Source organism: Arthrobacter sp. Soil_C_49 (genome assembly GCF_057656635.1).
The window spans coordinates 162,789-182,535 of sequence record NZ_JBDGJZ010000003.1; the positions used below are offsets into that span (position 1 = coordinate 162,789).

17 protein-coding genes and 1 pseudogene are annotated in these 19,747 nt (G+C 65.0%); 10 read left to right on the forward strand and 8 right to left on the reverse strand.

The genetic code is table 11. The annotated features are described in order from the left end of the window. Positions 1-19: 19 nt before the first annotated feature. The 5 genes from AC3A4Z_RS07015 to AC3A4Z_RS07035 form a co-directional block, all read right to left on the reverse strand. A complete protein-coding gene (locus tag AC3A4Z_RS07015) occupies positions 20-832 on the reverse strand; it encodes a phosphatase PAP2 family protein (protein WP_498710912.1) in 813 nt (270 codons plus the stop codon). A gap of 31 nt (positions 833-863) precedes the next feature. Next, entirely contained in the window at positions 864-1,763 is a 900-nt protein-coding gene (locus AC3A4Z_RS07020) for a DUF817 domain-containing protein (protein ID WP_498710913.1), read from the reverse strand. After that, positions 1,756-2,562: an oxygenase MpaB family protein gene (locus tag AC3A4Z_RS07025; RefSeq protein ID WP_498710914.1), complete on the reverse strand. Its 807-nt coding sequence runs from the start codon at positions 2,560-2,562 to the stop codon at positions 1,756-1,758. The genes AC3A4Z_RS07020 and AC3A4Z_RS07025 overlap by 8 nt, the downstream gene beginning before the upstream one ends. 180 nt (positions 2,563-2,742) lie before the next feature. Next, a complete protein-coding gene (locus AC3A4Z_RS07030) occupies positions 2,743-4,356 on the reverse strand; it encodes an amidohydrolase (RefSeq protein ID WP_498710915.1) in 1,614 nt (537 codons plus the stop codon). A 5-nt stretch (positions 4,357-4,361) separates the two neighbouring features. Beyond that, the gene (locus tag AC3A4Z_RS07035; RefSeq protein WP_498710916.1) at positions 4,362-5,630 is read right to left on the reverse strand and encodes an MFS transporter; all 1,269 of its coding nucleotides are present in this window, start codon (positions 5,628-5,630) and stop codon (positions 4,362-4,364) included. Positions 5,631-5,812: 182 nt separating this feature from the next. On the opposite strand from AC3A4Z_RS07035, the gene AC3A4Z_RS07040 reads away from it, so the two are divergent. After that, the gene (locus AC3A4Z_RS07040) at positions 5,813-6,421 is read left to right on the forward strand and encodes a TetR/AcrR family transcriptional regulator (protein ID WP_498710917.1); all 609 of its coding nucleotides are present in this window, start codon (positions 5,813-5,815) and stop codon (positions 6,419-6,421) included. Here the strand turns inward: AC3A4Z_RS07040 and AC3A4Z_RS07045 are convergent. Together AC3A4Z_RS07045 and AC3A4Z_RS07050 are read right to left on the reverse strand one after the other, a co-directional pair. Further along, on the reverse strand, positions 6,407-7,321 hold the full coding sequence (locus tag AC3A4Z_RS07045) for an NAD(P)-dependent oxidoreductase (RefSeq protein WP_498710918.1): 915 nt from the start codon (positions 7,319-7,321) through the stop codon (positions 6,407-6,409). The genes AC3A4Z_RS07040 and AC3A4Z_RS07045 overlap by 15 nt on opposite strands. Positions 7,322-7,466: 145 nt before the next feature. Further along, positions 7,467-8,489, reverse strand: a complete 1,023-nt coding sequence (locus AC3A4Z_RS07050) for a LacI family DNA-binding transcriptional regulator (RefSeq protein ID WP_498710919.1) — start codon at positions 8,487-8,489, stop codon at positions 7,467-7,469. Between the two features lie 257 nt (positions 8,490-8,746). Between AC3A4Z_RS07050 and AC3A4Z_RS07055 the strand changes: the two genes are divergently transcribed. The 9 genes from AC3A4Z_RS07055 (at position 8,747) to mmsB (ending at position 19,122) form a co-directional block, all read left to right on the forward strand. After that, on the forward strand, positions 8,747-10,099 hold the full coding sequence (locus AC3A4Z_RS07055; protein ID WP_498710920.1) for an NAD(P)H-dependent oxidoreductase: 1,353 nt from the start codon (positions 8,747-8,749) through the stop codon (positions 10,097-10,099). After that, positions 10,096-11,370, forward strand: a complete 1,275-nt coding sequence (locus AC3A4Z_RS07060) for an extracellular solute-binding protein (protein ID WP_498710921.1) — start codon at positions 10,096-10,098, stop codon at positions 11,368-11,370. Before AC3A4Z_RS07055 ends, AC3A4Z_RS07060 begins: the two co-directional genes overlap by 4 nt. A gap of 25 nt (positions 11,371-11,395) precedes the next feature. Continuing rightward, positions 11,396-12,343, forward strand: a complete 948-nt coding sequence (locus AC3A4Z_RS07065) for an ABC transporter permease subunit (protein WP_493971975.1) — start codon at positions 11,396-11,398, stop codon at positions 12,341-12,343. A 3-nt stretch (positions 12,344-12,346) separates the two neighbouring features. Then, positions 12,347-13,240, forward strand: a complete 894-nt coding sequence (locus AC3A4Z_RS07070) for a carbohydrate ABC transporter permease (RefSeq protein ID WP_498710922.1) — start codon at positions 12,347-12,349, stop codon at positions 13,238-13,240. A 2-nt stretch (positions 13,241-13,242) separates the two neighbouring features. Next, positions 13,243-14,439, forward strand: coding sequence for an ABC transporter ATP-binding protein (locus AC3A4Z_RS07075; protein WP_498710923.1), 1,197 nt, complete (start codon positions 13,243-13,245; stop codon positions 14,437-14,439). A 44-nt stretch (positions 14,440-14,483) separates the two neighbouring features. Further along, positions 14,484-14,795, forward strand: coding sequence for a putative quinol monooxygenase (locus AC3A4Z_RS07080; protein WP_498710924.1), 312 nt, complete (start codon positions 14,484-14,486; stop codon positions 14,793-14,795). 266 nt (positions 14,796-15,061) lie between these two features. Beyond that, entirely contained in the window at positions 15,062-16,186 is a 1,125-nt protein-coding gene (gene chvE, locus AC3A4Z_RS07085; protein ID WP_498710925.1) for a multiple monosaccharide ABC transporter substrate-binding protein, read from the forward strand. Between the two features lie 110 nt (positions 16,187-16,296). Beyond that, on the forward strand, positions 16,297-17,826 hold the full coding sequence (gene mmsA, locus AC3A4Z_RS07090) for a multiple monosaccharide ABC transporter ATP-binding protein (RefSeq protein WP_498710926.1): 1,530 nt from the start codon (positions 16,297-16,299) through the stop codon (positions 17,824-17,826). Positions 17,827-17,829: 3 nt separating this feature from the next. Continuing rightward, entirely contained in the window at positions 17,830-19,122 is a 1,293-nt protein-coding gene (gene mmsB, locus AC3A4Z_RS07095; protein ID WP_498710927.1) for a multiple monosaccharide ABC transporter permease, read from the forward strand. Positions 19,123-19,291: 169 nt separating this feature from the next. Here the strand turns inward: mmsB and AC3A4Z_RS07100 are convergent. Then, positions 19,292-19,615, reverse strand: a pseudogene (locus tag AC3A4Z_RS07100) (aldehyde dehydrogenase family protein); the annotation flags it as partial. Positions 19,616-19,747 lie beyond the last annotated feature (132 nt).

Here is a 19,747-nt window from a genome sequence, read left to right on the forward strand (position 1 = left end):
GGGCTCTACGGCAGGGGGCTCAGGCGGGGTGCACCCGGGTGGTGAGGTAGAGGCGGTGTGCAGTGATCACCAGCGACAGCCAGGCGGCGCCCAGCGCCCAGGCACCCAACACGTCAGTGAGCCAGTGGTGGCCAAGGTACACCCGGCTGAGCCCCATGGTGGCGGCGAAGACCGCCGCCGCCACTGCCGTGAGGGCACGGGCGCGGGCTGACTTGAGGCGCAGGATGATCAGGTAGGCCACAATCCCCGCGATCACCACCGAATTCAGCGAGTGGCCGCTGGGGAACGATGCCGAGTATTCATACGGCGGTACTGCGTCCGCCAGGTCCGGCCGGGTCCTGCCCACGAGTTCCTTGCCGGCAATGGTCATCAACAGCGAACCGAGCCCGGCAACGAGCATCAGAATGACCGGCGTCCAGGACTTTCGGCGCCAGGCGAGGAGGACCATCACGGCCAGGGCCAGTACGGGCATTCCAATGGTTCCGCCCACGTCCGTGTAAGCCGTGATCAGGAGGTTCAGCGTTGGGGACCGGAGTGTTTTGGCACCGTCCAGGACCGGGTGGTCCAGCCCTGCCACGCCGTCTGCCTCGACCACAGACTCGTACACCTGGGCGAAAACCGACGCCAGCGAAACCGCCAGCACGGCACCGACGGCGAGCGTGAGGACCAGCACGGCATGGGAGCCGAGGAGGCTGCTGATTCGCCTGACAACTGAAGCCAGGAACCGGCCCGGCCTGGTATCCCACCTGGTGAGGTCCTGCCCTCCGACAAAGCGGTCCTGCTGGATTTCACCGGCGACGCCTGTCTCGGCCGGATTCTTGCCTGCAACCATTTCCCGAGGTCCTCTCCTACGGCAATCAGGATTAGTAAGCGAGCTTACCTTGCCGCTCGGCGGGCTCTTCCCGGCCAGCCCCGCTGTCCGGCGGCCGGGGTTTGTACACCCAGGCCACCAGCACCACTGAGATGATCATCAGCAGGAACCAGGACACCAGCTTGTCCAGCGAAACCGGATGCCAGCCGTCCACCTGGCTCGGGTACAGCCAGGCACCGGACCAGGTGGCGATGTTCTCGGCGATCCAGATGAACAGCGCCACCAACAAGAAGGCGATCACCAACGGCATCCGGTGGTGCTTCCGGAACACGCGGAAGTGCATCACGCACCGGCCGTAAATGATCACGACGGCGGCGAGCAGCACCCAGCGCAGGTCCCAGATGTAGTGGTGGGTAAAGAAATTGGCGTAGATGGCCGCGGCAGCAATTGCCGTGATCCAGCGCCGCGGGTACTTGGCGAAGCGAAGGTCGAAGAGCCGGTAGACGCGGACCATGTACGAGCCCACCGCGGCGTACATAAACCCGCTGAAGAGCGGGACCGCGCCGATCCGGAGGATGCCTTCCGCCTCGTAGGACCAGGAGCCGACGTCGGTCTTGAACAGTTCCATCACGGTGCCCACCAGGTGGAACAGGATAATGACGCGCAGTTCCCGGAGGGTCTCCAGCTTGAACACCACCATGAGGACCTGGATGGCCACGGCCGCCAGTGTCAGGAAATCATTCCTGGCCAGTCCGGCGCCGTCCGGATACCAGAGCCGCGCTGCCATCAGCACTGCCAGGAGGGCTGCTCCGAAGATGCAGGCCCAGCCCTGCTTGAGGCCGAAGACCACGAATTCGGTGAGCTTTGCCCTGGCACCGCCGGCCGTGCCTTGCGCCAGGAAGCGGCGGGCCCGCTCGTCGATCCGCTGCTCTACCGGGGTGGAACTATGCACGGACTCCCTGACGCTTGCCGGACTGGTTCTTTGCCCTGATGTCGGCGTCCAGGCTGTTCAGGCAGTAGTCCTTGAACCAGTGCCGGAGGCTGCGGGGCAGTTTCGGGTACACCACGGCCAGGACCCCCATGGTGCGGTTGAAGCGGCGCTCGCGGCGCTCGTTCCATGGAAGGCCGAAGTCCTGGCGGAGCTGGTCGGGCAGGAGCCCGGCGGTGAGGAACCTGGCGGAGGGCATGATGGCGCGGTACCACATCGCCGTGTGCGTCGGGTACAGCAGCCCGCGGCCCACGCGCACCCCGCCTTCCTCCGCGCGGAGTGTGGCGATGCGCCCGTTCCAGTAGCGGCTGAACGCCGCCCGGTCCTCCGGCCACATGTGGGGCGGAAGCTGCAGGGCTGTGCCGATCCTCGCGTAGTCCTGGTACATGGCATCGGCCACGTCGTCGTCGAGCGGGCCGTAGATCTTCTCGATGATGGTCACCGCGGTGTCATACAGCGTGGCGACCACCCAGAGCTGCAGTTCGGGATCGTAGGCGTTGTAGCCCGCGGAGGTTCCGTCATGGTCCCTGCGGACCGGGACGTGGGCGCGGTTGACCCTGCGGCGGACCTCGTTCACCTGTTCATCCGTGCCGTACACAATGGCGTAGACGTACGTGAGGGTGCCTTTGAGCCTGTTGACCGGGCGGCCCACGAACGTGCTGTGCTCGTCAACACCGCGGCCCACGGCCGGATCCGCAAGCTGCAGGAGCAGGGCCCGTCCCGCGCCGGCGAGCAGGATGCCTTCTGCCCCGTACTCAGCCATTCCTCGCACCATTTCAACAGGCTACCGGACTCCCCCTGGAGGCGGACGACGGCGGGACCTCCCGCCGTCGTCCACTGCCCTTCCAGCGCCGGATTCGCCGGAACGCTGCCCGGACGCTGAAGCGTTCCGGCGTCCCGGCAGCTTTCCGGCGTGCCCGGTGTGAAACAGTGGATACAGGTGTCAGGCGAGGTACTCCGTGCGGCCCCCCACCACGGTGCGCAGGACGCGTGCATCCAGCAGCGATTCCTCCCCGTGCACGAACGGATCAGCGTCCAGCACCGCGAAGTCCGCGGCGAGCCCGGCCACCAGCCGGCCCCTCCGGTCCTCCTCCATCACGGAGGCGGCGGCGTCGCGCGTGGCGTGCCCGATCGCCTCGGCCAGGGGCCGGGCGAAGTGCGGGTTGTTCGGCGGATACGACGGATCCAGCGCCGACTTCCGGGTGGCGGCCACAAACATGTTCTGCAGGGCATCATAGGGCGCCGTGGGAGCGTCGGTGGAGAACGCCAGGAGGGCTCCTGCTGCCACATATTCGGGCCACGCGAAGCTGCGGTCCGGCCGGTCGTCGCCGAGCATCGCCACCCAGTTGCCGTAGATGGCAGGGTCAGCGTGGACGGGCTGCATGGAGGCGGTCACGCCGAGCCTGGCCATCCGTGCCGGCGTTTCCGGCGAGGTGTATTCGAGGTGCTCGATCCGGTGCCGGCGGTGGCGCGGTCCGTTCACCGCCGCCGCGTGTTCCAGGGCGTCCAGCGCAATATCGCTGGCGTGGTCCCCGATGGCGTGCAGGGCTACCTGCAGTCCGGCAGCATCGGCTGCTGCCACCACGGGAGTGAGCTGCTCCGGCGCCCAGATGGGCCCTGCCTGGGAGCCGTCCGCGTAGGGCTGGTTCATGGCAGCGGTGCAGGCATCGATCACGCCGTCGAGCGCCAGCTTGATGCCGGCCACCCGCAGCCACTCCGTGTTGATTTCCCGCGACAGGAGCACTGCGCGTTCCACCTGGGCCAGGTTTTCGGCCTCATCGCCGGTGTTGTGGATGAACCAGTGCGCCACGATGCGCAGCGGCAGCCTGCCGCCGCGCCGTTCCGCGGCCCGCCGGAAGGCGGCCAGGTCCAGTTCGCCCAACGCCATGTCCACCGCACCGGTCACTCCGGCGGAGAGGTACGCCTCGAGGGAACGTTCGACGGCGGCATCCCGGTCAGCGTCCGACGTCACCTCCCCCAGGAACGGCCATACAAACTGCTGCGCGGCAGTCTCGTACAGCATTCCGTCCGGCTCGCCCTGGCCGTCACGGCCGATGCGGCCGCCGAGCGGATCCGGGGTATCGCGGTTGATGCCCAACTCTTTCAAGGCGGCCCGGTTCACCCAGCAGGAGTGGTAGTCATTGGCGTCGAGGTAGACGGGTACATCTGACACCGCCTCGTCGATCATGGCTGCGGTGGGGGCTCCGGGCAGGGAGTCGAACAGCCAGCCCCTGCCCAGGATCCGCTGCGCACCAGGGTCCGCGGCGCGGGCGGAGCTCAGGCGTTCCTGGATGTCGGACAGGGACCTGGCGTCGGTTAGTGCTACTTTCCCGAGCGCCTCCCCGAGCATCATCACGTGGGTGTGGGCGTCGATGAATCCCGGCAGCACCAGCCGGCCGCCAAGGTCGATGACCTCCGCGGCGGACCCGACTGCCGCGTCGGCGGAGGCGTTGGTGCCCACGTGGGTGAGCCTGCCGGCGTCAACAACAAACGCTTCAGCCCAGGGTGCCGACCCGTCGGCGGTGAAGACGCGGGCATTGCAGTACAGCTCGGTCATGGCTTTTATACTCCTGCAGTTCGGATGGTGGCGATATCGGGTGAGTTGGAGGTTTTGGCGGCGTTCACTGCCTCTACCCGGGAGGAAAGCCGGGCGATCAGGACTGCCGGAACCAGGAGCACCAGGCTGAAGCCGGCCAGGACCCAGCCCAGCGCGGGGAAGCCGAACGCCTCCCCGATCCAGGCTCCGAACATGGGCGAGAAGCTGGATCCCACCAGGTACACGCCCAGCACGGGGCCGGACCAGCGGCCGCTGGCGTCCAGGGCTGCGGCGGTGGCGATGAAGTACATAAAGGCGATCGCGTACACGGTGTTCCAGGCGATCATGGTGACGAGGTAGGTGGTGGAGTCGGTAGTCAGGCAGGCCGTCAGTTTCAACGCGGCGCCGAGCGCCAGCAGGATGCCCAGCGGGAGGGCCCGGCCCAGCCTGGTTCCGAGGAATATCAGTGCGATGGCAGCGAGCAGGCCGCCGCCGGTGGACGCGCTCAGCACCAGCCCCAGCTGTTCCTCCGTCATCCCCGCCTGGGCCACGCCGATGGCTCCGGACATCGCCCACAGGGAGTCCTCGCCGATCGCCCAGAGGGCGAAGACCGACAGCAAGGCGAAGCCGGCGAAGGTGATAGTCCTGGTGCTGACATCGCCCGCGGCGGTGACGGCCGCCGTCGTGCTGTCCGTTGATGACGCGTCCGGCACACCCTCATGGATCGCCGGTCCCTCCGCCATGGGCAGCCACCCGGCAGTGAACAGCAGCGCAAGGGCCAGGCCCGCGACAAAACCGAAAGCGCTCCCCATGCCGATGCCCACGGCCGGAATGATGGCCAGGACAACGGTGACGATGGCGCGGTTGGCGAGTCCGCTGATGCCGGAGGCGCGGTTCGGATTGCGCAGTGCGGCCAATGCGGCCCCGCCGGAGGCCACGGCGCCGCCGGCCCCGATGCCGCCGGCGATGATTCCGGTGATCACCGCGGCCGGTGCCAGGTCAAGGGCGGCGAGTCCGAAACCGGCCGCCGTCATGAGCAGCCCCAGCCGGGCCACGAGGTAGCGTCGGCGGCCTTCGGTAAAGCGGGTCACGGCGAGGCACGCGAGGGCGGTGGCCAGGAGGCAGGCCGTCATCAGCGTTCCCGCCTCCGTGGCTCCCACCTCGAGTGAATCCTGGATGGCGAGGATCATGAACGGGACCAGGTTGGCGCTCATGAAGCCCACTACGCCGATGCCGAAGGTGGAGACCGCGCGTTTGGTGGTCAGCGGAAGCCGCTGGGGTTCTGGCTGGGTCATTGGTTGTCCTTTGAACAGGTGAAGGCGCGGGCTTTGGGATTGCGCCGGATGCTTCCTTGCATCCGGCGTGCCTGCTGCCGGTCCGGCAGTTCCCGCTAAAACGAATGGCGTTCGTTTTATTATGCATGTGACCTGCGTCAAAGGGAAGAGTCCATAGACTGGCATCTGACGAAGGGAGCCCCATGCCACGGCCCAGGACACCGATCCTCTCGGTGGACCGCATCGCGGATGCCGCCATCGAACTGGTGGATGAAGGGGCCGGCTTCGGCGTAAATGCCCTCGCCCGCCGCCTGGGCGTTACGGCGTCATCCCTTTACAACCACATTTCGGGCCGGGACGAGATCATCGAACTGATGCGGGCGCGGCTTGGCGCGCAGTCGATCCCGGAGGTGCCTGAGGATGTCAGCTGGGATGAGGTGGTTGCACTCATTGTGCGCGGGCAGCGGGAAATGTACGCGGCCCATCCGTTCGTGGTGCCGCTTATCGTTGGCAAGACCATCACCGATCCCGGCGTGATCAGCGCCTACGAGCGCATGGCCTCGGCACTGGTCGCCGGCGGCTTTCCGGACGGGGACGTGCTGACCATCATCTCCGTGATCGATTCCTTCTCGCTCGGCGCCGGACTGGACCTTGCTGCGCCGGACGACGTGTGGGCACCCACCGAATCCGCGGCCACCCTGTCCCGGCTGGTCAAAGCCTCCGGGCATGGCCGGGCACGCAGCGACAAGGCCTTCGAGACCGGCCTTGAGCTGCTTCTTGAATCGCTTCGGATGCGGCTAGCTGCGGGCTGAGGGGGCCGCAGTTCCCTGTTCGAGCGTCCGGACGATCCCCGTATGGTCCAGGGGGCCGTCGCCGCGGCTGACCATCCGGTCGAAGAGTCCTGCCACGGTGGTGCTGAGCGGCAGGTCCACACCTTCCGTGGAGGCCGCTTCAAGGATAAAACCCAGGTCCTTGAGCTGGTTCTGCCCGCTGCCGCCGCCAGTGAAATCGCCGGTGATCCAGCGCTCGCCTTTTTGCCGCAGGACCTCGGAATCGGCAAGCCCGCCCCGGAGCAGCTCCAGCAGGACGGCCAGGTCCAGTCCGCCGCTTCTGGCCAGGAGCATCGCCTCGGAAACCGCGGTAACGGTAGCGGCGACAATGACCTGGTTGCACGCCTTCGCCAGCGCGCCTGATCCACTGGGACCCATATGGCGTACGGTGCTGCCCATGGCGTTCAGCCATGGCTCGACAGCCCGAACCGATGCGTCGTCCCCGCCGACCATAATGCTCAGCGTTCCCTGGTCAGCGCCGATGGTGCCGCCGCTGACGGGCGCGTCCAGGACCCTGACGCCATGCTCTTCGACAAGGCGCACGGCCAATGCCGCGACAGCCACCGGCGACACCGTTCCATGGACCACGAGGATGGGGTGCGCGATACCCTTGGCTGCCCACCCTGCCAGCAGTCCGTCCGGCCCTGGCAAAAGGGACTCCACCTGGGCCAGGTCGGGCAGGACCGTCAGGACAATGTCCGAGGCGGCATCGGCCGGTGAGGTAGCGGCACGCGCACCTGCAGCAACGAGGGGTCCGGTCTTCGCGAAGGTCCGGTTCCACACAACAAGGCCGCCGTGGGCGGCGGCGAGCCGGTGGGCCATGGGTGCGCCCATCGGGCCCAGGCCCATCAGGGCGATGGAAGGGCGGCTGGAGTCCGTCATTTGTCGTTTCCTTTACAGAAGGCGTCTGCAAGGGCGCCCGGGAGAAGAAGGGAAGGAGTGGAACCGGTACACTTTTGTATCACAACTGGGGTGGCGGGAAAAGCGGCTGACGAGGAACTGCTGGCCCGGGGTCCGGCCGACGATCCTAGGCCCTTGGCCTGGCAACACTGGACCGCTCCACCAGCTCGGCTTCGACGCGGATTACTGTCTGCTTGCCGGGGCCGCCCGCGTTTGCATTGGAGAGCGCCAGTTGGACGGAGTGCCGGGCGAGCAGATCGACGGGCTGCCGGACAATCGTCAACGGCGGCGTCACCAGTTCCGTCCAGGGGGAATCCTCGAACACAATCAGCGAGAGTTCGTCCGGAATCGAGATTCCCGCATGGGAAAGGCGCCGGAGCACGGTGGTCACCTGCGCGGTATTGGCCACAACAAGCGCCGTTGGCGGCTCCGCGAGGTTGAGCAGGGCGGTCGCGGCGTCGCCGCCGGCAGGACCTCGGAAGGCGGCGGAACGTACAAGTTGGTCATCGTAATCAAGCCCCGCAGCGTCCAGGGCTTCACGGTAGCCGGCAATCCTTTCCCGGCCGGTAGTGGAGGATGCCGGGCCTGAAATGATGGCGATCCGCCGGTGCCCGTAAGCGGCCATCAGTGCCGTGGCTGCACGGGCTGACTCGGTGTTGTTGATGCTCACCACGTCCACCTCGGGCATGGCAGGGATGGACCTGTCCACGAAGACCACGTCGGTGCCGACTTCCTGCAGCTTCCTCCAGATGTCCAGGTTGTTGCCCGTGGGCGTGGCAATAATCCCGCTGACCCGGCGCTCCATCAGGGTGGCAAGCCGCTCGGACTCCAGGTGGTCGTCTTCCTGGGTTGTCATCAGCAGCACCTGGATCCCGCGGGCGTGGGCTTCCTGCACCACACGGTCGGCAAGCCGGGCAAAGAAAGGATTCGAGACATCCGCGAGCAGGAGGCCAAGCGTGGTGGGCGGCCCGTGCTTCAGTTCCCGGGCGGCCGTGCGCGGGTGATAGCCCAGGGTCTGCATCACGTCGTTGACGCGTCCCCTGGTTGCGGCCGCAACGGGTCCTGAGCCCGGATTCAGGACCCGGGAAACCACCGCGACGGATACGCCTGCCGCCTGGGCGACGTCGCGGATCGTCGGTTGCTTCTGCACACTCACTCCTCGTCCTGCTCCGGGCTTTCCGGAGTCATCCCGGAACTTTTTCAGCCTAGGGTATTGACCTTCGGCAACACCTCATGACATAAAAGTGTAACCGGTTCCACTGCGTTTACTAATCGCCGCCGGCGATGCTTTCGAAGCTGAGAGCATTGCCCGGGATTGTCCGGTGGGACCTCCCAGTACTCGGCGTGCATGTCCACGCCGTCGGTCCGCACCCATACCGGGCAGCGCCGTTCCCATGAAAGGTAGCCATGAATCTCCACAAACTCCTGACCCAGCGCGAGGCCGAAGGCGCTCCCATCCGCGTTGGCCTGATCGGCGCGGGCCGGTACGGCACCATGTACCTGGCACAGGCACGGAACATCCCGGGCATTCACGTTGTGGCCATCGCTGACATCAACGGAGAGCGCGCCAAGGGAGCCCTCAAGCTGGTTGACTGGCCTGAGGAAGCATTTGTGGAAGACATCCCCGCTGCCCTCGCCTCGAGGGCCACCACGGTGGTCACCGATGCTGCGGCCCTTTTCGAGGCGGACCTGGACGTCATCGTCGAAGCGACCGGCAACCCGATTGTGGGCATTAATCACGCCCTCCGCGCCATCGAGACCGGCAAGCACATCATCATGGTGACGGTGGAGGCAGACGCCCTTGCCGGACCGGCACTGGCAAAGCGCGCCAAGGAAGCAGGCGTGGTGTACTCCCTGGCGTACGGCGACCAGCCGGCACTGATCTGGGAACTGGTGGACTGGGCAAGGACGTCCGGCTTCGACGTTGTTTGTGCTGGCAAGGGCGCCAAGTACCTTTCCCATTACCACCAGATGAACCCGGACAACGTCTGGGAGAACTGGGAGTTCTCGAAGGAACTGACGGACTCCGGCCAGCTCAACCCCTATATGCACACCTCGTTCCGTGACGGCACCAAGGCCGCCATCGAGATGGCAGCTGTTGCAAACGCGGCCGGCCTCCGCCCCTCCGACGAGGGCCTGACCTTTACACCCGGCGACGTCGAGGAAATCGCAACCATCTGCCGCCCGGCAGCGGACGGCGGCGTTTTGGCGAACAATGGAAGTGTGGACGTCATGTCCAGCGTCACCCGTGAGGGAGACTGGATCCCCCACAACACCCAGGAGGGAGTCTTCGTTGTTGTGAAGGCAACCAACCAGTACGTCTCCGGCTGCTTCCAGGAATACCCCTGGCACCCGGACCCCACCGGACAATACGCGGCCCTTTACCGCCCGTACCACTACGTGGGGCTTGAGCTGAACGTATCGATTGCCAACGCCGTCCTGCGCGGCGTCGCCACCGGTGCACCCGAAGGCTTCCACGCGGACGTCGTAGCCTGTGCCAAGAAAGACCTGCGGGCCGGGGAAATCCTCGACGGCGAAGGCGGCTTCACCGTGTGGGGCAAGCTGATCTCGGCAGAGAAGTCAGTCCGGGACCGTGCGCTGCCCGTCGCCATGGCCCACCACGTCAAACTGGTCAACGACGTACCCGAGGGCGGCATCGTGGGCTGGGACGACGTCGAAATCGATACCTCGCTGGACGTGGCGCTGAAGCTGCGGCGCGAGACCGAAGCCCTGGTACTTGAGGCGGTCCCGGCACCATGATCGACCGCCGCTCATTCCTGGGGGCCGCGGGAGCCACCGCAGCCGGCCTGTTCCTGGCCGGCTGCGGGGCCACCCCCGCGATCGACCCCAACCGGGCCGCGTCGGCCGGGGGAACCCTGAAGTTCGGCAGCTGGCAGTGGCTGGAGCCGGGCCGCGGCGAGGCGATGTGGCAGGCCATCCAGGCCTACAAGACTGCCAATCCTTCCGCGGTCCTCGCACAGAGCACCACCCCGTTCCTGTCCTTTGCCGACAAACTCAACACCGAACTTGGCGGCAAGGGCGGCACGGACGTCTTCGTGGTCCAGGACGTCAACTTCTATCCCCTGGCCGATGCCGGCATCCTGGCACCCCTGACGTCCGTCATGGATTCCCACAAGGGCAACGCCTTCAACCACACCAACAAGTCCGGCCTGGTCAACGGTGTGCAGTACGGAATCACGTGGGAACGGCTCAACTGGAACTTCTTCTGGAACCGCAAAGTCCTGGACCAGGCAGGGGTGACGCCGCCGTCCAACGTTGATGAGATCATTGAGGCTTCCGCGAAGATCCGCTCGGCTACCGGGCTGGACGGTTTCGGCGTCCGCCACCAAATGACGGAGTTCGATTCGTGGTTCATGGACTTTGACGTCTGGACTTACGGGCACGGAGGATCATGGTCGGACGGTTCCCGTCCAACCATCGACTCAGCCGAAAACATTGCCGGCGTTGAAGCCTTCGGCAAGATCTACCGCTCAGGTGCCATGCCCATCGGTGACGACGCATCCACCATGCGCACCAAGTTCCGCGAAGGCCGGCTGGGCATGATGATCGACGTCTCCTCCACGGTGGCGGGCATCCTGCGCTCCTCAAAGGCCCTCACGTCCGCGGACATTGGATTCGCGGAACGCATCCCCCTCCCCCGGCCGTCCGCGCACCAGGAAATCGTGCTGGCGGTCAACGGGTACGGGAAGAACAAGAACCTGGCCGTCGACTTCGTCGGCTGGGTGGGTTCGGACGAGGGCCAGGCAGCACTGCGGACGGCGATGGGTCCGTCCACGCTTGCCACGGATATACCGCTTGCCCCTGACTACGCAGCCGCAAACCCGTGGGCTAAGGCGTTCATCGACCTCGCCGCGGAATCGAGGAGCCCCCTCATCAAGGGCTTTGAACCGCAGACCAAGGCCATCATGCGCGAAGTCATGACGCAGGTGGAACGCTACCTCGTGGACGGCGGCGACGCTGCAACCGCGCTCTCAACAGCGCAGACCCAAGTAACTCAGCTGCTCGGCTGAGCGGACCAAGCAAAGGATCAGGGCAATGTCGCTCCGAACTTCCATCTCCCCGCCGGCCGTGGCGCAGGATCAACTACAGGACGCTCCCTCCCGGCACCACATGTGGCAGCGGATCTCCCCTTACATCTACGTCGGCCCCGCCGTGATCTACCTGGTCATCTTTATGATCATCCCGGTGGTACAAGGCGTTCAGCTCAGCTTCACCAAGACCCCGCTGGTCAAGCCCGACGGCGGCACGAACGTCGGCTTCGACAACTACTCGCGGCTCCTGGGCAGCAGCCAGTTTTACAACTCCCTGGGCGCCACCCTCCTGTACACGGCCGCAACGGTCATTTTCGCCGTCGCCATCGGCGCCGGGTCCGCCCTGCTCCTGAACCGGGCGTTCAAGGGCCGGACGCTGGTCCGGGCCATCATCACCTTCCCGTGGGCAGTTCCCACCGTGGCCACGGCCCTCATCTTCAGCTGGATCTTCAACCGCTCTGACGGCGTCCTCAACGAGGTGGTGGGCGTCTTCGGCGTCGGGCAGCAGGGCTGGCTGGTCGATCCAAAGTACGGCATGGCCGCCGTGGTGCTGACCTCCGTCTGGAAGGTCATGCCGCTGGTCATGCTGGTGGTCCTCGCATCCCTCCAGTCCATCCCCGCCGAACTCTACGAAGCCACGCGGATGGACGGTGCCGGCGCCCTGGAAACCTTCAAGGCCGTCACCTGGCCGCACATCGCGCCAACCGTCAGGGTGGTTACCCTGCTCATGACCATCTGGTCCATCCGCCGCTTTGAAATCATCTACCTCCTGACCGGCGGCGGACCGGTGGACAGCACCAACACACTGGTGGTCAACGTGTACCGCCAGGCGTTCAGCAACCAGGAGCTCGGCAGGGCCGCCGCCATCGGCGCCCTGGGCCTGGTGCTCTCATTGCTGGTCACCGTTGTGTACTTCATCATCGAGCGGCGCAACGCCGCGAAGGAGGCCTAGACCATGAGCACCGACCAAGCACAGCACCCGCTGCAGCAGGCGCCCCACAAGTTCAGGCTGAAGGCACCCGGCCAGCGGCAGTTCAGCAAGCCCTTCCGCTACCTCATGCTGGCAGCGCTTGTCCTCTTCTCCGGCTTCCCGCTGTACTGGATGCTGAACACGGCCCTCAGCGAGGACTCCGAACTCTACGGCCAGGCCCAGGGCTGGTGGCCGCACTGGGAACGTCTCGCCAATCTCAGTGATGTGATCGGCAGCGTCCCCATCTTCAAGTGGCTCACCAACTCGGTGGTCATCGCCGGCGGCACCACGCTGCTCTCGCTGGTCTTCGCGGTCCTCGCAGGCTATGCCCTCTCACGCTTCAAGTTCCACGGCAAGGGTGCCGCCGGCTTCCTCCTCTTTGCCACCCAGATGCTGCCCGAGGCACTCCTGGTGGTTCCGATCTACGCCCTGTTCGCCTCCATGGGCCTGCTCAACGGCATGGGCGGCCTGATCCTCGCCAACGTCGCGTTCACCATGCCGGTGAGCGTGTGGATCATCAAGGGCGCCATTGACGCCATCCCCTACGAGATCGAAGAGGCGGCCTCGGTGGACGGCTGCCCGCGGGTGACCACCCTCTCGCTGGTCCTGATCCCGCTGATCCTGCCCAGCATCGCGGCCGCCGCCGTCATCAACTTCTTTGATGGCTGGAACGAGTTCCTCCTGGCCAAGACCTTCATCGCCGAGCGGGACCTCTGGCCGGCATCGGTGGGACTCGCATCCTTCATCGGCCAGTACCTCACGTCTTTGAACTCAGTGATGGCGGCAGCTTTGCTGTTCACCCTGCCGGCACTGATCTTCTTCCTCCTCGTCCAGCGGCGCATCGTCTCAGGCCTCACGGCCGGCTCAGTCAAAGGTTGATCATGACAAAGCTTTCACTACGCAACATCAGCAAGCGTTTCGGGGACACCCGGGTCATCCACGATTTCAGCGCAGAGGTGGACAACGGCGAGTTCCTGGTGCTGCTGGGGGCCTCGGGCTCGGGCAAGTCAACACTGCTGCGGATCATTGCCGGCCTCACCGATGCAACCTCCGGCGACGTTGCCTTCGACAACCTCCGGGTCAACCGCCAGAGCCCCCGCGAGCGCGATGTTGCCTTCGTTTTCCAGTCCTATGCCCTGTACCCGCATCTCTCCGTCCGGGACAACATCGCCTTCCCGCTGGCCCTGGACAAGTTCAAGCCGTGGCACCACATTCCCGGCGTCAGCTCAGTGGCCCGCCGTGTCTTCGGCGCAGGCAAGGATGTTTCGGAGAAGGTCGCCAGCGTCTCGGCCATGCTGGATCTGGACCAGTACGGCAAGCGCAAGCCCGGCGGCCTCTCCGGCGGCCAGCGCCAGCGTGTGGCACTGGCCCGGGCGTTGATCCGGAACCCCTCCCTCTTCCTGCTGGATGAGCCGCTGTCCAACCTCGACGCGAAGCTGCGCGCCGAGCTCCGCGGCGAAATTGTCCGGCTGCACCGCCTCACCGGCAAGACGTTCGTCTACGTCACCCACGACCAGGTGGAGGCCATGACCATGGCCACCCAGATCGTCATCCTCCACAACGGCATCGTGCAGCAGCACGCAACCCCGCAGGAGATCTACACCCGCCCCGCGAACACCTACGTGGCCAGGTTCATCGGCAGCCCGCCGATGAACCTCATGAGCGCAGAGGTGAGCGACGGCGGCGCCAGCATGGGCGGCGTCCGGCTCACGCCGCCCGAGGGCTACCCGCTCGGAAATGGAACGGTGACCGTGGGGATCCGGCCGGAACATCTCAGCGTTTCCGCCGGTGCGGGCCAGGGCGGCCTGCCGGGAACGGTACGCCGTGTGGAAGACCTCGGTGCCGACACGCTCATCGGCATCCAGCCCGACCCCGCCTTGAACCTGGATCTCTGGGAACTGAACCGCGATGAACTCATCTGGGTCCGCCAACCAGGCCAGACCCGGCTGATGGCCGGCGACCCCTGCTCGGTCCAGTTCCAGGACCGGCTGGCCAGCTACTTCGACACCGAAACGGGACTCAACCTCGCGGCACACCGGGAAGCGGCCATCGCCCCCGTGCTGCCGCCGCTAGGCTGACCCCGGCAGTCCCGATTTCGAAACCCAAAAAGGAAAGCAGAAAAATGCCCGTTGTAGTCACCGCCATCTTCACTCCCCGGGAAGGCGCCTTTGACCAGGTGGTCAGCGCACTCACTCCGGCTATCGCGGAGGTCCACAAAGAGGAGGGCTGCCTCCTCTACGCCATCCACGAAGCGCCCAACGGCCAGATCGTCATGATCGAAAAGTGGGAAAGCGCCGAGCTGCTGGATGCCCATGGTGCAGGCGGCCCGGTCCAGCGCCTGAACGCATCACTGGAGGGGCTGCTGGCAGAACCGGTCGAGGTTACCCGGCTGGAGCCGATCCCCGCAGGCACGGGGCACCAGGGCGCACTCTAGCCTAAAGAAAAAACAGAAGAGGACGACGGCGGGAGGTTTCCGCCGTCGTCCTCTTCTGTTAAACCTTCCGTGCCCAGGCGCCTTCCAAGCTCACCTGTTGACCCTCATCCTGCAGGAGGGGCTAGCCTAGTGACTTGACTCACAATAAGCCCTGACGTACCGTTTCCTGTTAGCGCTAACAAGTTTATTGCTTTACCTGCCGGCAAGCGCAGATGCTTACCGGCTCAGCACCACTTCGCGGACAACCTCCGCGGAAGGAGAAAGTTGTGAGAATTAGGAAACTCCTGGGCGCCGTTGCAGTCGCCCTCGCAGTCACTGTGGGTGCCACAGGTTGCGGCTCCCGGGGCGGGGCGACTGAGTCCAGCGCCTCCGCGAATCCCAGTGATTCCCTGGTTGGCATCTCGATGCCCACGCAGACCTCCGAACGCTGGATCGCCGATGGCGGGAACGTGGAAAAGTCCTTGAAGGAACTGGGCTACAAGACCGACCTGCAGTTCGCCAACGATGACATCCCCACCCAGGTGTCGCAGATCGAAAACATGCTCACCAAGGGAGCCAAGGCACTGATCATTGCCGCCATCGACGGCACCACCCTGACCGACGTGCTTGCCAAGGCTAAGGAACAAAACGTCAAGGTCATCGCGTATGACCGCCTGATCAACGGCACCCCCAACGTTGACTACTACACCACGTTCGACAATTACACGGTGGGCGTGCAGCAGGCTACGTCCCTGCTGACCGGGCTTGGCCTGGTGGATGCCAGTGGCAAGAAGGTGGACGGCAAGGGCCCCTTCAACGTTGAGCTTTTCGCCGGCAGCCCTGATGACAACAACGCCAACTTCTTCTGGACCGGCGCCATGGACACCCTGAAGCCGTACATGGATGCCGGCACCCTCAAGGTGCCCAGCGGCCAGACCAAATTCGAGCAGGCAGCCATCCTGCGCTGGCAGGCACCCGTTGCGCAGAAGCGCATGGAGGACATCCTGACCGCCGCCTACAGCTCCGGCACCAAGCTCGACGGCGTGCTCTCGCCTTATGACGGCCTCTCCATCGGCATCATTTCGGCGCTGACCAGCACCGGCGGCTACGGCAAGGGCGACCTGCCGGTTGTCACCGGCCAGGACGCGGAGAAGGGCTCCGTGAAGTCCATCATCGCCGGCGAGCAGTACTCCACCATCTTCAAGGACACCCGCCAGCTGGGTTCCCAGGCTGTAAAGATGGTTGACGCCGTCCTGAAGGGCCAGGAGCCGGAGGTCAACGACACCAAGACCTACAACAACAAGGTCAAGGTAGTTCCCGCGTACCTGCTGAAGTCCGTGATCATCACGGCGGACAACTACAAGAAGGAACTGATCGACTCGGGCTACTACACAGACGCCGACGTCAAGTAATTTTCCGGGGGTTGCGGCCAGGCCATCCCGGCCTGGCCGCAGCCCCTCCCCGTAGGGCCCCTGCAGTCGCAGGCCGGTCAAGTTTTTCAACCAGTCAGTGGGAATTGACGATGAACACACCCATTCTCCAAATGCGGGGAATCACCAAAACCTTTCCGGGCGTGAAAGCCCTCCAGGACGTCACCCTGGACGTCAACCGGGGCGAGGTACACGCCATCTGCGGTGAGAACGGCGCGGGAAAGTCCACCCTCATGAAGGTGCTGTCCGGCGTTTACCCGCACAACTCCTTCGACGGGGAGATCCTCTTCGAAAACGAGCCCTGCAACTTCTCCGGCATCAATGACAGCGAGAAGCGCGGCATCGTCATCATCCACCAGGAACTCGCCCTGAGCCCCTACCTTTCGATCGCCGAGAACATCTATCTCGGGAACGAGCAGGCAAAGAACGGCTGGGTGGACTGGCGGAAAACAAACCTGGAGGCCGCGAAACTGCTGGCCCGGGTGGGCCTGGACGAAAACCCGGTAACTCCGGTCCAGCACATCAGCGTGGGCAAGCAGCAGCTGGTGGAAATTGCCAAGGCGCTGTCGAAGGAAGTCAAGCTCCTCATCCTGGACGAGCCCACTGCCGCGCTTAACGATGAGGACTCCGGACACCTGCTGGACCTGATACTCCACCTGAAGGGCCAGGGCATCACCAGCATCATCATCAGCCACAAACTCAACGAAATCCGCAAGGTGGCGGACGCCGTCACCATCATCCGCGACGGCAAAACCATCGAGACCCTGCGCCTGGATGAAGGCCAGATCACCCAGGAACGGATTATCCGCGGGATGGTGGGCCGGGACCTGGAAAGCCTCTACCCGGACAGGAACCCGCAGATCGGTGAGGAAGTCCTCCGGATCGAGGACTGGTCCGTCAGGCATCCCCAGGACCACACCCGGATGGTGGTGCACAACGCGAGCCTGTCCGTCCGCAAGGGCGAAGTGGTTGGCCTCGCAGGCCTGATGGGCGCAGGCAGGACCGAACTGGCCATGAGCGTTTTCGGACGCACCTACGGGACCGCGATGTCCGGGAAGGTCTACAAGTACGGCAAGGAAATCAACACCTCCACCGTGTCCCATGCGATCGAGAACGGCATCGCCTACGCCACCGAAGACCGGAAGCTCTACGGCCTGAACCTCATCGAGGACATCAAGCGGAACATTTCCATGGCGGCCCTGCGGAAGCTGGTCAAGGGCGGCTGGGTGGACAAGAACCAGGAAACCATCGTCGCCAACGGCTACCGGAAGAGCATGAACATCAAGGCGCCGTCGGTGGCCGCCATCACCGGCAAACTGTCCGGCGGGAACCAGCAAAAGGTGGTGCTGAGCAAATGGATGTTCTCGGACCCGGACGTCCTAATCCTCGATGAACCCACGCGGGGCATCGACGTCGGCGCGAAATTCGAGATCTACACGATCATTGCCAAGCTGGCGGCCGAGGGAAAAGCGGTGATCGTCATTTCCTCCGAACTGCCTGAACTCCTCGGCATCTGCGACCGGATCTACACCCTCTCGGCCGGCCACGTCACAGGCGAGGTTCCCATCGCCGAAGCATCCCAGGAAACCCTCATGCACTACATGACCAAAGAGAAGGAATAGGACATGTCCGCCTTACGAGAATCGCTCGGCTTCCTCACAAGCCGCCTGCGGCAGGTTGGCATCTTCGTTGCCCTGATCCTGATCGTCCTGCTGTTCCAGGTTTTGACCAACGGCATCCTCCTGGAACCCCAAAACGTCACCAACCTGGTGGTCCAGAACAGCTACATCCTCATCCTCGCCATTGGCATGGTGATGGTGATCATCGCCGGCCACATCGATCTCTCGGTGGGTTCGATCGCCGGGTTCATCGGGGCCGTTGCCGGTGTCATGATCGTCCACTGGGGCTGGGCCTGGTGGCTCGCCATTCCCGCCTGCCTCCTGGTGGGAGCGCTCGTCGGCGCCTGGCAGGGTTACTGGATCGCTTACGTGGGGATCCCGGCCTTCATCGTCACGCTGGCAGGCATGCTGATCTTCCGCGGCCTCACCCTGATCACCCTGAAGAACCAGCAGATCACCCCGTTCCCCGCAGAACTCCGGGCTTTGGGCGGCGGCTTCCTTCCGGACATCTCCGGCGGCAACTCGGTCCTGGAATGGCTGACGGTCATCCTGGGCGTGGGTGCCACCGCCGCGCTGCTCATCCAGGCGCTGAAGGAACGCCGGATCCGGCGGAAGTTCGATCTCGAGAACGAGCCGATGGCCTGGTTCGCCACCAAGACCACCTTCATCGCCCTCCTCATGCTGATCATCACGTTCCTGCTGGCCAGCTACCGCGGTACGCCGATCGTCCTGATTGTGCTGGCCGTCCTGGTGATCGCCTACACGGCACTGATGAACAACAGCGTCTTCGGCCGCCACACCTACGCCATCGGCGGAAACCTCCACGCCGCTGAGCTGTCCGGCGTCAAGACCAAAGCCGTCACGTTCCGGCTCTTCGTCAACATGGGCGTCCTGGCAGCCCTGGCCGGCCTGGTCTTCACCGCCCGGCTCAACTCGGCCCAACCGGCCGGCGGCACAGGCTTCGAACTCGACTCGATCGCCGCTGCCTTCATCGGTGGCGCCGCCGTCCAGGGCGGCATCGGCACGGTGGCCGGCGCCATGATCGGTGGCCTCATCATGGGCGTGCTGAACAACGGCATGTCCATCCTGGGCCTTGGCACCGACTACCAGCAGCTCATCAAGGGACTGGTCCTCCTGCTCGCCGTAGGGTTCGACATCTTCAACAAGAACCGCACCGGCGGCGGCACCAGCATCACCAGCCGCTTCAAGAAGAAGCCGGTTCCCCCGGCCGCGACTGAAGCAACGGCGCCTAAGGAGCCGGCCGCTCCGGTTCCGGCAAAAGCATCCGAATCCGTCTGACCACACTAAAAGCCCAGCTACCGGGAGTGCCCGGTAGCTGGGCTTTTTAACTCCTAAGGGCTGTCCGATGCCGCAGGACTGGCGGCCACCACCTCGTGATCCCGGCCCAGGTTCCCCAGGACAGAAGCGGCCTGCGGGGACCCCCGCTCGGCGAAAAGCTCCGCGTTGGATTATCCGCTGGCAGGTCGGTGAGCACGGCGGCGGGGAAGAACAGCGGGCCTGACGGGTCGCCGTCGTACCGTCCGTGCAGGAGTTTGGCACCGCGTTCGACGGCGGCCCGCACCGCATCCTGGTCCTGCTCGAACTGTTGCCGGCTCACCATTGCCCCTATGGCCGAGTCCATGCGGCCACCGGGGCTGTACTTCGCGGCCTCCGCAACGAGCGCGTCAAGGAACGGGGACCGTATGCCGGGAGTGGTGTACACCCTCGAGGTCGCTGTGCACGCCTGGCCAGTGAGGCCGAACGCCCCTGCCGCCACCACCTGGGCCGCCCTGAGCTCAGGAAGCGGCCCGCATAACGTCGAAGGACCGGGCCCCGCCGGTGACCATTCCCGTTGAAAGCCACGATAGCGCTGCTCCTCGCGCCACCGTCCGGCGCGGCACCGTCCCAGCGAATCCGGGCCAAA